The 14,558-nt window shown below is 38.7% G+C and carries 16 protein-coding genes; 12 read left to right on the forward strand and 4 right to left on the reverse strand.

Going from position 1 to position 14,558, the window contains the following annotated elements; translation table 11 throughout:
- On the reverse strand, positions 1–662 hold a 662-nt coding region (locus N824_RS38370; protein WP_048905797.1), incomplete at its 3' end, for a SulP family inorganic anion transporter.
- A gap of 164 nt (positions 663–826) precedes the next feature.
- On the opposite strand from N824_RS38370, the gene N824_RS38375 reads away from it, so the two are divergent.
- The 10 genes from N824_RS38375 (at position 827) to N824_RS38420 (ending at position 10,430) form a co-directional block, all read left to right on the forward strand.
- On the forward strand, positions 827–1,444 hold the full coding sequence (locus N824_RS38375) for a TetR/AcrR family transcriptional regulator (protein WP_048905480.1): 618 nt from the start codon (positions 827–829) through the stop codon (positions 1,442–1,444).
- 55 nt (positions 1,445–1,499) lie between these two features.
- Positions 1,500–2,762 carry a TolC family protein gene (locus tag N824_RS38380; protein WP_048905481.1) on the forward strand — a complete coding sequence of 421 codons (1,263 nt, stop codon included), beginning with the start codon at positions 1,500–1,502 and terminating at the stop codon, positions 2,760–2,762.
- Between the two features lie 18 nt (positions 2,763–2,780).
- Entirely contained in the window at positions 2,781–3,683 is a 903-nt protein-coding gene (locus N824_RS38385; RefSeq protein WP_048905482.1) for an HlyD family secretion protein, read from the forward strand.
- Entirely contained in the window at positions 3,680–4,600 is a 921-nt protein-coding gene (locus N824_RS38390; protein ID WP_048905483.1) for an ABC transporter ATP-binding protein, read from the forward strand. The genes N824_RS38385 and N824_RS38390 overlap by 4 nt, the downstream gene beginning before the upstream one ends.
- A gap of 2 nt (positions 4,601–4,602) precedes the next feature.
- Complete coding sequence (locus N824_RS38395) at positions 4,603–5,340, forward strand: ABC transporter ATP-binding protein (protein ID WP_052334124.1); 738 nt, start codon at positions 4,603–4,605, stop codon at positions 5,338–5,340.
- A 12-nt stretch (positions 5,341–5,352) separates the two neighbouring features.
- On the forward strand, positions 5,353–6,459 hold the full coding sequence (locus tag N824_RS38400; RefSeq protein WP_048905484.1) for an ABC transporter permease: 1,107 nt from the start codon (positions 5,353–5,355) through the stop codon (positions 6,457–6,459).
- Entirely contained in the window at positions 6,456–7,574 is a 1,119-nt protein-coding gene (locus tag N824_RS38405; protein WP_048905485.1) for an ABC transporter permease, read from the forward strand. Before N824_RS38400 ends, N824_RS38405 begins: the two co-directional genes overlap by 4 nt.
- Positions 7,575–7,658: 84 nt before the next feature.
- Positions 7,659–8,060 (forward strand): hypothetical protein, encoded by a 402-nt coding sequence (locus tag N824_RS38410; protein ID WP_048905486.1) that lies wholly within the window; start codon positions 7,659–7,661, stop codon positions 8,058–8,060.
- A gap of 217 nt (positions 8,061–8,277) precedes the next feature.
- Positions 8,278–9,051 (forward strand): hypothetical protein, encoded by a 774-nt coding sequence (locus N824_RS38415; protein WP_048905487.1) that lies wholly within the window; start codon positions 8,278–8,280, stop codon positions 9,049–9,051.
- Between the two features lie 188 nt (positions 9,052–9,239).
- On the forward strand, positions 9,240–10,430 hold the full coding sequence (locus N824_RS38420; protein ID WP_235207106.1) for a BamA/TamA family outer membrane protein: 1,191 nt from the start codon (positions 9,240–9,242) through the stop codon (positions 10,428–10,430).
- A 132-nt stretch (positions 10,431–10,562) separates the two neighbouring features.
- Here N824_RS38420 and N824_RS38425 read toward each other — a convergent pair whose 3' ends face one another.
- Entirely contained in the window at positions 10,563–11,075 is a 513-nt protein-coding gene (locus N824_RS38425; protein ID WP_306413897.1) for a DUF1080 domain-containing protein, read from the reverse strand.
- Positions 11,076–11,708: 633 nt separating this feature from the next.
- On the opposite strand from N824_RS38425, the gene N824_RS12475 reads away from it, so the two are divergent.
- Together N824_RS12475 and N824_RS12480 are read left to right on the forward strand one after the other, a co-directional pair.
- A complete protein-coding gene (locus N824_RS12475; protein WP_048905488.1) occupies positions 11,709–12,422 on the forward strand; it encodes a 2OG-Fe(II) oxygenase in 714 nt (237 codons plus the stop codon).
- 72 nt (positions 12,423–12,494) lie between these two features.
- A complete protein-coding gene (locus N824_RS12480) occupies positions 12,495–13,079 on the forward strand; it encodes an O-methyltransferase (protein ID WP_048905489.1) in 585 nt (194 codons plus the stop codon).
- A gap of 2 nt (positions 13,080–13,081) precedes the next feature.
- On the opposite strand, the gene N824_RS12485 is transcribed toward N824_RS12480, so the two are convergent.
- Both N824_RS12485 and N824_RS12490 read right to left on the reverse strand, forming a co-directional pair.
- Positions 13,082–13,633, reverse strand: coding sequence for a DUF1572 family protein (locus N824_RS12485; RefSeq protein WP_048905490.1), 552 nt, complete (start codon positions 13,631–13,633; stop codon positions 13,082–13,084).
- Positions 13,634–13,657: 24 nt separating this feature from the next.
- On the reverse strand, positions 13,658–14,497 hold the full coding sequence (locus N824_RS12490) for an oxaloacetate decarboxylase (RefSeq protein ID WP_048905491.1): 840 nt from the start codon (positions 14,495–14,497) through the stop codon (positions 13,658–13,660).
- Between the last annotated feature and the right edge of the window lie 61 nt (positions 14,498–14,558).

The raw sequence follows: 14,558 nt of genomic DNA on the forward strand, positions 1-14,558 counted from the left end.
ATGTGAAATGGAGGGAAACCACCACTAACAGAAGCAATATCCCTTACCATTTTTGTATCAATATTGAACCCAAGAACCAGTAAAAATATCACTATAATAGCGATTAGAGAGGGAGGAACAGCTTTGGTTATTTTTGGCAAAAGCACCACTATTGCTATGGTAAGCAGAACTAGGCCCCCCATAATAATTAATGGAGTACCACTAAGCCAGGTCGATTCTCCATTCACAACAGTTTTAAATTGTTCCAATTGCGCCATAAAAATGATAACAGCCAGGCCATTAACAAAACCATACATTACCGGTTGAGGCACCAGGCTAATAAATTTCCCGAGTTTAAACAAGCCAACCCCTATCTGGATAATACCCGCCAATGCAATGGCCGCAAAAACATATTCAATTCCATTAGACTTCATTAAAGCAATAAGAACAATTGCCGTAGCACCGGCACCACCCGAAATAAGACCCGGCCGGCCACCTAAAATTGAGGTGATCAACCCCATAATAAAAGCGGCATATAAGCCCGACAATGGAGGGAATCCAGCAAGGATGGCAAAGGATAAAGATTCAGGCATCATTGTCATGGCAACTGTTAGGCCTGCCAGGATTTCATTTTTGTAATTGACCTTTTGCGAAAAGTCAAAAAAGCGATTACGAGAAAACATATGTAAAATTGATGCTTCGAAAGTATGAACCAAAAGTAGAAAAAATACTTGATCTCTGCGTTATTAAGATATATGTCTATGACTTTAATCAAATGATTAAATTATTTGATTAAATAAAATATTTACGCTTATATTTGTAACACTTAAAACATTACAAGATAAAGATGAGTAAGAAAATAAAGATAGAAGCCGACAGCAGTACTGAAGAAAAGATTAAAGCAGCAGCAAATATCGTTTTTACAAAAAAAGGCTACTCTGGTACTCGTACAAGAGATATTGCTGAAGAAGCCGGTATAAACCTTGCACTGCTGAACTACTATTTCAGAAGTAAAGAGAAGTTGTTTGATATTGTAATGATGGAGAACATACAGCAGTTTTTAATGGGAATAAGAGGATTATTGAATAATGAGGCATTCAGCCTAACAGAAAAAATTTCACTGGTTGCCGAAAACTATATCAATTTATTAAGAGAGCAACCAGACATGCCATTATTCATTTTAAGTGAAATAAAAGCCAATCCCGAAAAACTTGCTACAAATATGAATGTTAAAGAGATTCTGCTTAAATCTCATTTTTATCGGCAGTTAAACGAAGTCCTAAACGGTAAAGCTAATCCCCTGCATTTTATTATAAACATTATCAGTTTAACTGTTTTCCCTTTTGTAGCCAGTCCCCTACTTAAAATTATAGGAGAATTAAAACAAGAAGATTTTGATAAAATGGTTGAGGAAAGAAAAAAAATGATCCCTGTTTGGATTGATGCGATGCTAAAAACCCATTAAAAATTTTTGTTCAGAGATTAATCAAATGATTAAAACAAATAAATAAACAATAGAAATGAAATCTATATTTTTCACCACCATCATTTGTTTTGTGTTTTATCAAACGAATGCGCAGAGCCAGGAAAAGCTTTCAATTGAAGAATGCTACAACCTGACCCACCAGAATTATCCCTTGGTAAGGCAGTCGGAATTGATTTCAAAAACTGCAGCCTACTCTATTGAAAACGCAGCAAAAGGATATCTGCCGCAATTTAATATTAGCGGACAGGCCAGTTACCAGTCTGATGTAACAAAGATTCCAATTCAAATTCCAGGAATGAATATTCCTCAATTAAATAAAGACCAGTATCGGTTAAGTGCAGAAGGGACTCAGGTCCTATTTGATGGTGGCGTTATCAGGCAGCAAAAAGAAGCGATTGGCATCAATGCCTCGGTTGAAAATCAGAAACTTGAGGTCGAATTGTATAAATTGAAAGAACGGGTTAACCAGTTGTTCTTTGGCATATTGTTAATAGATGCCCAATTAAAGCAAAATGAATTGCTTCAAAAAGATATTCAGCTTGGCATCGACCGCGCAAAAGCTACCATAGCTAATGGAACAGCCTTTAAAAGCAGCTTGAATATCCTTAAGGCCGAACTACTCAAAGTAAACCAAAAAAGTATAGAGCAGAAATTTACACGTAAAGGATATATAGATGTGCTGGGCTTATTTATTAATAAAACGCTTACAGAAGATGTTGAGCTGCAAAAACCTGCACAACCTGTAATGCAAACTGAAATCCGCCGGCCAGAGCTTGGCCTTTATGAACAGCAACGCAAAAGTCTGGAAGTAAAAGAACAAGCCATAGCTGCCAGAAACCTGCCTAAATTTAATTTGTTTTTGCAGGGTGGTGTAGGTAGGCCAGCACTTAATATGCTGAATAACGCTGCCGAATCTTTTGCGATGGGTGGACTTAGAATGAGCTGGCCCCTATCTGGTTTTTATACCAGCAAAAAAGAAAAGGCAATTATAGACATCAACAGAAAAGAGATTGATCTTCAAAAAGAAAGCTTTTTACTGAACACTAATTTCGTGGTAAAACAGCAGGAATCAGAAATTGACAAGCAAACCAACCTATTGAGCTCAGACGATGAGATTATTGCATTGCGGGCAAGTGTAAAGGAAACATCGGCCGCACAATTGGAAAACGGAGTGATCAATACCAGCGATTATTTACGAGAGGTAAACGCCGAAGATCAGGCCAGACAAAGCAAAATTACGCACCAAATACAACTGCTTATGGCACAGTACAATAAGAAAACTACCACCGGCAATTAACTTTAAAACAAACTAATCATGAAGAAAATAGCATTTGCAATAACTACCGCTTTGTTTTTGATCTCTTGTGGGCAAAAGGAACAAGCCTATGATGCTTCGGGCACTTTCGAAGCTGTAGAGACCATTGTGTCTGCAGAGGCAACCGGAATCATTAAGGTACTGAATCTTGGGGAGGGACAGGTACTTAAGGCAGGCGAAACTATAGGTTATATTGATACTACTCAACTTTACTTAAAAAAGAAACAGCTGGAAGCCCAGATTAATGTTGTATTAGGTAAAAAGCCCGATGTGCCTGCCCAGATAGCCGCATATCAGGAACAGCTAAAGCAAGCAAGCAGAGAGCAGCAAAGAATTACCAACCTATTAAAGGCCGATGCTGCAACACCAAAACAACTGGACGACGCCAATGCCCAGATTGCTATTATTAAAAAACAGATAGTTGCTCAGAAATCTAGCCTGAATATTACCTCGACCAGCTTAAATCAGGAAACACTTCCTTTGAATGTACAAATTGATCAATTAAACGATCAACTTTCAAAGAATAGAATTGTAAACGAAACAGCGGGCACTGTACTGGTCAAATACGCTGAAGTAAATGAAATGGCTACAATAGGCAAACCTTTGTACAAGATCAGCGATTTGTCGTCCATCATTTTAAGGGCTTACATTACTGGCAATCAGTTGCCAACTATTAAACTTGGGCAAAAAGTTGAGGTATTGGTTGATGCAGCAGACGCAAAATATAAAACTTACCAGGGCATTGTAGAATGGATTAGCGATAAAGCTGAATTTACTCCTAAAACCATTCAGACCAAAGATGAGCGGGCCAATTTGGTATATGCAGTTAAGATAAAGGTGAAAAATGACGGCTATTTAAAAATAGGCATGTACGGAGAGATCATTTTATCTAAAAAAATATGAGCAGTGCTTTTGCCATTGAAGTAAACGGGCTCCGTAAAACCTACGGTAAAGAGCAGCTAGTTGCTGTCGATGATGTTTCTTTCCATGTAAATAAGGGAGAACTGTTTGGCCTTATTGGTCCGGATGGTGCAGGTAAAACCAGTATTTTCAGGATGCTGACTACCCTGCTACTTCCTGAAAAAGGAACGGCAAAGGTAGACGGCTATGACATAGTTGCCGACTATAAACAGATTAGAAAAACAGTTGGTTATATGCCTGGCAAATTTTCACTTTACTCAGATCTGACCATAGAAGAAAACCTTCGCTTTTTTGCCACTGTATTTGGCACCACCATCGCTCAGAATTATCATCTGATCGAAGATGTCTACGTCCAGATCGAACCCTTCAAAAACAGAAGGGCCGGAAAACTCTCCGGAGGGATGAAACAAAAGCTAGCATTGTGTTGTGCCCTCATTCACAAGCCAACTGTGTTGTTTCTGGATGAGCCAACAACCGGGGTAGATCCGGTGTCGAGAAAAGAATTTTGGGAGATGCTGAAAAGGCTTAAAGCGCAACATATTACCATTCTGGTATCAACTCCGTATATGGACGAGGCTACTTTGTGCGACCGCATCGCCCTGATCCAGAACGGAAAAATATTATCTATCAATACCCCTCAGATCATGATACAACAATATCCGGAACAACTATACGCAATCAAAGCAGATCAGATGTATGAACTGATTAAAGCACTTAGAAAATACCCTGAGGTAATGGATTGTTATGCCTTTGGCGAGTATGCCCATGTTTCCTTTAATGGTTCTTTTGAGGACAATAAGCTGAAGACGTACCTAAAAACTGAAGGCTTAACTCAGATTGAAATTAAACCTGTACCACCAACCATTGAAGATTATTTCATCAAATTATTGAAGAACTAGCTATGGAATATGTAATAAAAACGGATAGGCTAACCAAGCGCTTTGGGGATTTCACAGCAACAAATGAAATTACCTTTGAAGTAGAAAAGGCTGAAATATTTGGTTTTCTGGGTGCTAATGGTGCAGGTAAAACAACTGCCATGCGTATGCTATGCGGCTTATCTATACCCAGTTCCGGCACTGCCACAGTAGCAGGTTTTGATGTGTACAAGCAAACAGAAGAAATTAAAAGGAACATAGGCTACATGAGTCAGCGGTTTTCTTTGTATGAAGATCTCACCGTACAGGAAAACATCAGGTTCTTTGGAGGTATCTATGGGTTAAGCAATCGGGAAATTAAAACTAAAGGCGAAGACTTACTGGAGCAGCTTGGCCTTAAAAATGAAGCTAAAAAATTAGTAGCCTCCCTGCCCCTGGGATGGAAACAGAAGCTTTCCTTTTCGGTTGCGGTTTTACACCAGCCAAAAATTGTATTTCTGGACGAACCTACAGGAGGTGTTGATCCGGTAACAAGAAGACAATTCTGGGACCTGATCTACGAGGCATCTGCAAAAGGAATTACCGTTTTTGTGACCACTCATTATATGGATGAGGCAGAGTATTGTAACCGCATATCCATTATGGTTGATGGAAAAATAGAAGCGCTTGATACCCCGGCTAACTTGAAAAGTCAATTTAAAGCAAGCTCAATGGACCAGGTTTTTTATCAGCTGGCAAGAGGTGCAAAACGTAGCGATTAGAATAATAAGGCAATGGAACAGTTTATCAATTTTGTAAAAAAAGAATTTGCCCATGTCTGGAGGGACAAAAAGACCTTGCTCATTCTATTTGGAATGCCGGTTATCCAGATTCTTATTTTCGGATTCGCACTCACCAATGAGGTTAAAAACTCTGAGATCATTGTTATGGACCAGGCCAAAGACCAGGCCTCCCAGCAAATTATCCACAGGATAGCTGCCAGCAGGTATTTCGATATTCAACGTAGCGTGATGAACAATGAGCAAATGGAAGCGGCATTTAAGAAAGGGGAAATTAAAGTGGCTGTAGTTTTTCCGGCAGGATTTAATGAATCCCTACTCCATCAACGCAAGGCTCAGATTCAGATTCTTGCTGATGCATCCGATCCGAATACTGCCAGTATGCTCACTAATTATGTTTCTTCAATTATTCAGGATTATCAAAATTCAATTGACAAAACAGCTGCTATATCCTACTCAATAGTTCCGGAAATAAGGATGTTGTATAATCCGCAATTAAAAGGAGCACCTAATTTTGTTCCTGGTGTAATGGCTTTGGTACTGATGCTGGTATGCGTAATGATGACGGCTATTTCAATTGTAAAGGAAAAGGAAACAGGAACTATGGAGGTTTTATTGGTTTCGCCATTCAGCCCTCTCCTGGTTATCCTTTCCAAAGCAATACCATACCTTATTCTTTCGCTTATAAATGTAGCTTCTATCCTATTGCTGAGTGTATATGTGCTCGACTTGCCTGTTAACGGAAGTGTAATTTTGCTTTTTGCAGAAAGTACCCTGTTTATCATCACTTGCCTTAGCCTGGGCATATTTATCTCTGTAAAAACAAATTCGCAGCAAATGGCCATGTTAATCTCCCTAATGGGGATGTTTTTACCAACTGTCTTATTTAGTGGATTTATGTTCCCAATAGAAAACATGCCCTACGCATTACAGATCATTTCGAATCTGGTTCCGGCAAAATGGTTCTATTTAATTGTAAAGTCCATTATGATCAAAGGGTTGGGGTTTTCGGCCATTTGGAAAGAAACATTAATTCTAGGTGGTATTACCCTTGTTTTATTAGTAGTAAGTTTAAAAAGTTTTAAAATCAGACTGGCATGAGAACGATCCGTTTTTTACTCGAAAAAGAATTCAGACAGATATTTCGTAACAAGGCTATCCTGTTACTGATTATCGTAATGCCGGTTATGCAACTGATAATTCTGCCGCTTGCCGCAAATTACGAAGTAAAGAACATCAATCTTTCTGTGGTAGATCATGATCATTCGAGCTATTCCCAAAAACTGATCTCTAAAGTTACCGCATCCGGATACTTTAAACTTACCGGATATAATGCCTCTTTTAAGGAAGCAATGAAACTGATTGAAGGCGATAGGGCCGATCTGATTCTGGAAATTCCACATGGATTTGAGCGCAACCTTGTCCGCGAAAACCATCAACAGCTATTTATTGCAGTAAACGCGATAAACGGAGTAAAGGCAAATCTTGGAGGCGCATATCTTGGTTCTATCATAAGAGGTTTTAATAACGACATAAGGCTACAGTTGCTGCCGGTTTCAAAGTTTAACGGAGCTGCGGTTATCGAGATCAGCTCATCCAACCTGTTTAATCCTTTAATGAAATACAAATTTTTTATGGTCCCTGGTATTTTAGCCATATTGGTTACCATGATTGGGGGTTTTCTCTCGGCACTAAACATTGTAAAAGAAAAAGAGTTTGGTACTATTGAACAGATCAATGTAAGCCCAATAAGGAAGCATCATTTTATATTGGGAAAACTCATCCCCTTTTGGGTACTTGGAAATGTGGTGTTCACCCTGGGGTTACTGGTTTCGTGGTTAATTTATGGTATTGTGCCTCTCGGAAATTTACTGGTACTGTATCTCTTTGCATCTGTTTTCCTGCTGGCTATTTTAGGTTTCGGTCTTTTGATTTCAACCTTTTGTGATACTCAGCAGCAGGCTATGTTTGTCATGTTTTTTTTCATGATGATCTTTATTCTGATGGGAGGCCTATTTACCTCAATAGACAGTATGCCCGATTGGGCAAAAACAGTTTCGCGGTTCAATCCGGTTAGTTATCTGATAGAGGTAATGCGAATGGTAATTCTTAAAGGAAGTGGCTTAAGAGACATATTGCCTCAACTAGGCGCTGTTGGTGTTTTTGCCATTGTGCTGAATGCCTGGGCAGTATGGAACTATAAGAAAAGTAACTAAATGAATGGTTAAAAAAAATGTTTAAACAAATACTTTCCTGTTTTGTTCAGCTAGCATGAAATCGTCATTCTTTAAACACTTTTTATGAATACTCACGAATATTGGCTGTTTATACTCGCAATTCCAGTGGCCTGCATCTCCTGGACGGTAACGAAGGAAGAAGTCTTTAGAGAGATAAGGGAATACTTTGTTGAAAAATCAAAAACGGCTGACCATATTCTGAAAAGAAAGCTATTTTACATGCTTACCTGCGAGTATTGCTTTAGTCATTATGTTACGCTCTTTCTGCTTATTCTTACTAAATATACGCTGCTATATCCAGGGTTCACCGGCTATCTTATATCTGGATTCTCTATAGTTTGGGTTGCTAACATCTATATGAGCTTGTATAACCTAATCCGTGTTGACCTCAAAAAAGAAAAAATAATAGCTCAAAAAGAAGCAGACAGCGTTAAAGAATCATATGAGGTGCCGGGTCAAATCTGATCAGGCACAAAATATTATGGCAAATTATTTTTATAAGGTTTTAAATAAAATTGTTTGATATTTGTGCTAATTTTTTTTTAAAAATAGGGATTATTATTAAGCGATCTATTCCACATTTATAATCCGGGATCCTGACCACGAAGTAGCTGCGAAGCAAAATAAATTCAGGATGACGACCGCCTAAACAAAAATACCTAATAATGCAAAACGTCCAATAATGCCAAATCTAATTAATGAAAATTCAGTATTCTGCCCTTTCGAGGAATCTGCAGAAATCAATGCACTGGCCGATGGACTTAGTTTCTCTTTAGAAGGTGAATTACATCCGCTTTGCCTATTGGCGGCGAGTAAACTGCAGTTTCATTTAGCACATCAACAAGAATGGAGACACAATTTTGGTTTGCTTGCCGGTGCCGAAGGAATGGTAATTGGAAAGATGTTTGGTGTATTAATAGTTAGGACTAAGGAAGGCGAACTGGGATATTTGGCTGCCTTTTCGGGTAAACTAGCCGGCAGAAACCATCATGATAAATTTGTACCGCCAATATTTGACGGCCTGGAGCCGGGGGGCTTTGTAAATGCCGGGATGGAAAAACTTGCTCAAATTAACGAGAAAATCAGTTACCTGGAATTATTTAAAGACGAGGCTCATACCAAAGAAGTCCAGCTTTTAAAAGTGCTAAGAAAAGACCATTCTAATGCATTACAAAACAGAATTTTTGAGCAATACCATTTTTTAAACAGAGCTGGAGAATCCAAGAGCTTAATTAAAGCTTTTGAAAATACTGCTTCGGGGAAACCACCCGCGGGTGCCGGAGAATGTGCTGCACCTAAATTATTACAATATGCTTTTGCAAATGGAATGGAGCCACTCGCTTTGGCAGAATTTTGGTGGGGTTTGTCTCCTAAATCGGCAAATTGGAAACACAGACACTTTTATGCCCCATGTATCGAAAAATGCGGACCAATACTGGCCCACATGCTTAATTAATAGATACGTTGCTTATTTTTCGTTTTTAGCATCAAATATGATGGAACAGAAATGTTTGTGCACCTTTGTATTGTTTGTTTTTATCACATTTAAATAGAAAGAAAATTAAAAGTTCATTAAAAATAAAGATAGTATTGCTGGCCTCATTTATGGGCGTTCAGATATATAGTTATGGTCAAACTAAACCTTTGTCCGATTCACTTAAAACCGACACTACAGTAAAACAATACGATATAGGCGATTTAGGTCGCGGTATTTTTAGTCCGGGTAAGCCACCTAAGCCAACTCAAAATAAATCGGGCCTTACGCCTATGCCAAGCATTGCCTATAATCCTAGTATTGGGGCTCAAATTGGACTTAAAGCAGTTGTAGGAAAGGTATTGGGGAATGAGCCAAATACATTAATGTCGGTAGCTGCATCATCTGCCTCAATTACAACCAAGGGGATCATTTATTTTTACCTTAGCCACAACGTTTATACGCCAGGTAATAGATGGAACTTACAAGGTAGTCTGGTTGCTGCTAAAACAGTTACTCCTGATTTTGGATTGGGGATAGGCAAGGTATCAACAGGAACTGAAGAAGAACTGATATTGTCTAATCCTGAGCGTAAAGGCTATGCAATTCATGGCGAATATTATAATTTCAGGGAAAAGGTATATAAGCAAATTATGGATCATCTTTTTATAGGAGCTGGTGCGTCATTTGAAATCCGCAGAAAATTAGAAGATCCAAACAACCCAAATGGCTCAACGCCGTATCATATTTATAATCAGATACATGGTTTTGATAGAGATCATTATATGGCTAATGGGTTTTTATTAAACTTACAATATACTACACGCGATAATCAGAACCGAGCCTATAAAGGAATATATGCAGACGTTGGGATTCGTGCAAATCAAAGCTGGATCGGAAGTACAAAGAATGCTGTTCAGGTAACTACCGATTTTAGAAAATACTGGAGCCTTTCGGCCAGAAATCCAGAACATGTAATCGCATTCTGGAATTGGGGATCTTATTTAGTAAGTGGGACACTGCCCTATCTGGAACTTCCGGGTACTGGAAAAGATGCAAATTTTAGAAGTGGCAGAGGATATACTATCGGTTATTTTAAAGGCACTCAGTATTGTTATTCGGAGATAGAGTACCGCTTCCCTATCACAAGGAATGATTTTATAAGCGGAGTTACTTTCTTTAATATTCAAACTGCCAATGATCTATCTGGTACAAAGCTGTTTCAGCAATGGCAACCCGCTGGTGGGGCTGGTTTGCGTGTATTGTTTAATAAGGCAACACGAACCAATCTATGTTTAGATTACGCATTTGGTAATTTTGGTGCAAAGGGATTTTTTCTCGGTTTAAACGAGGTGTTTTAACCATCTGCGCAAACTTTACCTCTGGGGTGCTTCTAGGTTACCCTCGTATTAAAACCGTCCTCTCTTCGTCTCATGACGAAGAGAGGACGAAGATAAACCAGAAGTACGCATGAAACTATACGAAAACTGATTCTATTTAGCTGGAGTAATCACTATCTTTTTAAATTCAATTGGGCCATGATCTCCCTGGATATAGATTGGTCCCGGTTCGCCTTCATTGCTATCTAATGCACCACCAGTAATCCCCGGGATTTCCTGATTAGTAATCACAGTTTTTCCATTAACAACTACTGTAACCATTCTGCCTATTAAAGTAATATCGAAAGTTTGCCATGTATTAGGCCCTAACGCATTGATCTCGCTAGGTGTTAAAAATCCGTAAATGCCGCTAAACAGTACGCTTGATGGATGCTGGTCTTTTGAGCTATCTTCAATTTGAACCTCATGTCTGCCTCTTAAATACACACCGCTATTGCTTCCTTTTTGGTATCTGAACTCAACATGCAATTTAAAGTCGGTAAATTTTTGATCAGAAATTAGGTTAGCACCCGATTTTGGGCTGGTTAAAACACCATCTTTTACTATCCATTGGTTTTCTCCCATTGCTTTCCAACCGGCTAAATCCTTCCCGTTAAACAGGTTAATGGTTTTACCCCAAACTGKAGCMKNCSRWTSTYTTTAAAYMYGRYRSYTTTACTYCTWWCCNANTGNATKNTKKKKYCTKCNGWWTSTSNTWWTWGYAYCWKGAAWWRMKMYGCCGGTTACTTCACCTTCAATAATAAAATCCTGACCACCATCTTCCCATTGAGGGGGAATAGTAAAACTGAATTTACCATTGTCGAAATTTACCTTTGCTATCGGACGAGCGCTTCCGCTAGGACCAACATAATAGCCTACCAATGTTTTTAAACCTGATAGTTTTACTTCTAACCATGATGGTGCTGATTTTCCGTTTTCATCAATAGTGATATCCCAACGGCCAATTAAATCTTTAGAACTTACTTCTGCTTGAGCGCTAACAGGCATATTTTTTCCTGATGCTAAAAGAGATTCAGCAGAACCCAGCATCAACAAACAACTCATACCAAATACAAAGAGATTTTTACGCATAATTTTCTTTTAATAACATTAATACTATTTATTTTAAAGTTAGCTGAAAAACTTAAGCTTTTAAAACATCGTGATTATTCCTGTATAAACTCATGGCTTAGCCAGAAAGCAAGAATCGGGTTGAATGTGTTTGATTTTACCAATTACTTTGCCTTTAAATATTAGAATATGAAATCGATAATTGAACGAATAGCCGAAATTAACTGGCCTAAAATAAGCGTAGAACTACATGGTAAGGGCTTTGTTGTGATAAAAAATATACTCACAAAAGCGGAATGTGCAGAATTGATTGAAGATTACAATGCTGATGATACCTATCGGAAAACAGTAAATATGGAACGTTATCGATTTGGATTAGGGGAGTACAAATATTTCAGTTACCCGCTGCCTACAATTATAACTGAATTACGGGAGAACATATATCCGCAAATTGCCCCTGTGGCCAATAGTTGGATGGAAGAATTGAAATTAAATACCTACTTCCCCCTTGCCCATAAAGAGATTAAACAAATATGCCATGATCATGGACAAACAAAACCAACCGTACTGATATTAAAATATGGCGAAGGTGGATTTAATACGCTTCATCAGGATTTATATGGAGAGATATATTTTCCGATGCAAATGGTTCTTATGCTTGATCAAACAGACGAAGACTATAAGGGCGGTGAATTTGTGATTACTGAACAGGTTCCGCGGGCGCAATCAAAGGCAAATGTATTAAAGCCCGATCTTGGTGATATGGTTATTTTTACAACCAATTTTAGACCAGTAAAGGGAAGTAAAGGCTATTACCGTGTAAACATGAAACATGGGGTAAGTCCACTTCACTGTGGAAACAGGCATAGTCTCGGTATCATTTTTCATGATGCGTTAAGTTAGGTGTGTTTAAAAGCTCAACAAAGACTATATTCACCAAGTTAATTAATCAATGTATCGATAAATCAAATATTTGTGACCCAAGAAATTAAACAAAGCTATCCCGAGGCTTACTTAGCTATAGATGAAGCAACAAAGAATACCGAATTTTCAATGGCATCTGATGTATTAACTTGCTCCTTGTTAAGGACATTAGCAGGCGCAAAGCCAGGTGGTAAGTTTTTAGAACTGGGAACGGGAACAGGCCTGTCAACATCCTGGATTTTAGATGGAATGGACAATGAAGCTACCTTAATCTCCATTGATAATGATTCCAATTATTTATCTGTGGCAAGGCGCTTTCTTGCACAGGATAAAAGACTTGCGCTGGAATGCATTGATGGTGGTGAATGGGCCCGGCAGAATAAAGGTCTGAAGTTTGATTATATCTTTGCCGATACATGGCATGGGAAATACTTAATGCTTGATGAGGTGATTAACATGTTAAAGCCGGGTGCATTTTACATTATTGATGATATGTTACCGCAGCCAAATTGGCCTGAAGGTCATCAGGAAAAAGCAATTAAGCTAATAGAGGATTTAGAAAAAAGGAATGACCTGCTTATAACCAAGCAATGTTGGGCAACAGGAATTGTTATTGCAACTAAAAAGGGTAATTAATGCTAGAGATCGTCAGTAAAATGGCGTTTCTCTTTTTCATTTGAGAACTTTCGGGAATTGTAGTCTGCTGATTTGTTTCTGGCAATAGATAAGGTTTTCCACTCTTCATTTTTCCTCATTTTTCCTATGAAAACGATCTGACCAATATGATAAGGATAGTGAGCAAGTTGCCTGTTAATGGCTTCGGTAACCGTATGTCCATCATTTCTGATATAGATTATCGCATTTAGGTCTTCATCGCTAAGCTGGTTAATGGCATTTAGCAGGCAATCCCATCCCTTATTCCAAAGCTTTATTAACTCTTCCTTGCTTATTGTTTTAGGCTCAAATTCATTGTCCCTGTTTCGCCAGGGCTTTTCTCCATCTGAAGTTAAAAAGTTTGTGAATCGGGATAACATGTTTCCTGACAGGTGATTAACTATGGTTGAGATACTGTTGCTTTCTTCATTGTATTGCCAGAACAGGTCTTCCTCTTGCAATTGCTCCATTGCCTTTTCTCCGAGTTGCTTATAGTAGAGAAATTGCTTCTTTACACTTTCCAGATAATTGTCCATTTCAGGTTCTTTTTAGGTCGCTTCTTAGTTGCTAAATAGCTTATTAAGATCCGCATATGATTTTGCATCATCAGCAAAGCTGAATGTTCCTTTTTGAAGTATTTCTTCAACCGCTTTAAAAAAACCACCATAGGCAGCTCTAACTAGAGAAGAACCCATACTTACACGCTTTACACCCATATCTTCCAGCATATTAAGCGAGAAGTTGCCTCCTGTCAATCCCATAATTACATTTACAGGCTTAGGGGCAACTGCTTTTACAACTGCTTCTATTTCTTCTTTAGTTTTTAAACCTGGTGCAAACAATACATCGGCACCGGCATCTGCATAAGCAACAAGCCTTTTGATGGTATCTTTAAGATCAGGGCGCCCGTGTATCAGGTTTTCTGCTCTTGCTGTTAAAGTGAATGCATAAGGCTGGCTGTGCGCAGCTTCAACTGCCGCTTTTATACGTTCAACAGAAAGCTCAAAAGGATAAATGGGCTCGTTAGGATCTCCGGTGGCATCTTCAATAGAACCACCCGATAATCCGGTATTTGCTGCAAGCCTGATGGTTTGTGCACATTTTAAAGGATCGTCGCCAAATCCATTCTCTAAGTCGGCCGAAACAGGCAAATCGGTGACATTAATAATACTTTGTACGTTCTTTAAAGTTTGCTCGCGAGTAATAGCGGCATGGCCATCTGGCTTTGCGAGCGAATAAGCAAGGCCAGCACTTGTGGTTGCAAGTGCTTTAAATCCTAAGGTTTCTAAAATTTTTGCCGATCCTGCATCCCAAGGATTGGGAATTACAAATATACCGGCTCGTTGATGCAAGGCTCTAAACTCTTCAGCTCTTGATTGAAATGGATTTTCTGTTCTCATACTGGTACTGTAAAATACTCGTGCATAAATTTAATTATTTTATATCACCAAAACCAAACCT

The sequence above is a fragment of the Pedobacter sp. V48 genome, from assembly GCF_000523515.1.
GTDB lineage: Bacteria > Bacteroidota > Bacteroidia > Sphingobacteriales > Sphingobacteriaceae > Pedobacter.

What these genes read in the sequence shown, in the direction of transcription:
- N824_RS38410 (WP_048905486.1), top strand. Translation starts at nt 7,659, where the DNA reads ATGAATACTCACGAATATTGGCTGTTTATACTCGCAATTCCAGTGGCC.
- N824_RS12490 (WP_048905491.1), bottom strand. Translation starts at nt 14,497, where the DNA reads ATGAGAACAGAAAATCCATTTCAATCAAGAGCTGAAGAGTTTAGAGCC.
- N824_RS12475 (WP_048905488.1), top strand. Translation starts at nt 11,709, where the DNA reads ATGAAATCGATAATTGAACGAATAGCCGAAATTAACTGGCCTAAAATA.
- N824_RS38400 (WP_048905484.1), top strand. Translation starts at nt 5,353, where the DNA reads ATGGAACAGTTTATCAATTTTGTAAAAAAAGAATTTGCCCATGTCTGG.
- N824_RS38405 (WP_048905485.1), top strand. Translation starts at nt 6,456, where the DNA reads ATGAGAACGATCCGTTTTTTACTCGAAAAAGAATTCAGACAGATATTT.
- N824_RS38415 (WP_048905487.1), top strand. Translation starts at nt 8,278, where the DNA reads ATGCCAAATCTAATTAATGAAAATTCAGTATTCTGCCCTTTCGAGGAA.
- N824_RS38375 (WP_048905480.1), top strand. Translation starts at nt 827, where the DNA reads ATGAGTAAGAAAATAAAGATAGAAGCCGACAGCAGTACTGAAGAAAAG.
- N824_RS38395 (WP_052334124.1), top strand. Translation starts at nt 4,603, where the DNA reads ATGGAATATGTAATAAAAACGGATAGGCTAACCAAGCGCTTTGGGGAT.
- N824_RS38390 (WP_048905483.1), top strand. Translation starts at nt 3,680, where the DNA reads ATGAGCAGTGCTTTTGCCATTGAAGTAAACGGGCTCCGTAAAACCTAC.
- N824_RS38380 (WP_048905481.1), top strand. Translation starts at nt 1,500, where the DNA reads ATGAAATCTATATTTTTCACCACCATCATTTGTTTTGTGTTTTATCAA.
- N824_RS38385 (WP_048905482.1), top strand. Translation starts at nt 2,781, where the DNA reads ATGAAGAAAATAGCATTTGCAATAACTACCGCTTTGTTTTTGATCTCT.
- N824_RS12485 (WP_048905490.1), bottom strand. Translation starts at nt 13,633, where the DNA reads ATGGACAATTATCTGGAAAGTGTAAAGAAGCAATTTCTCTACTATAAG.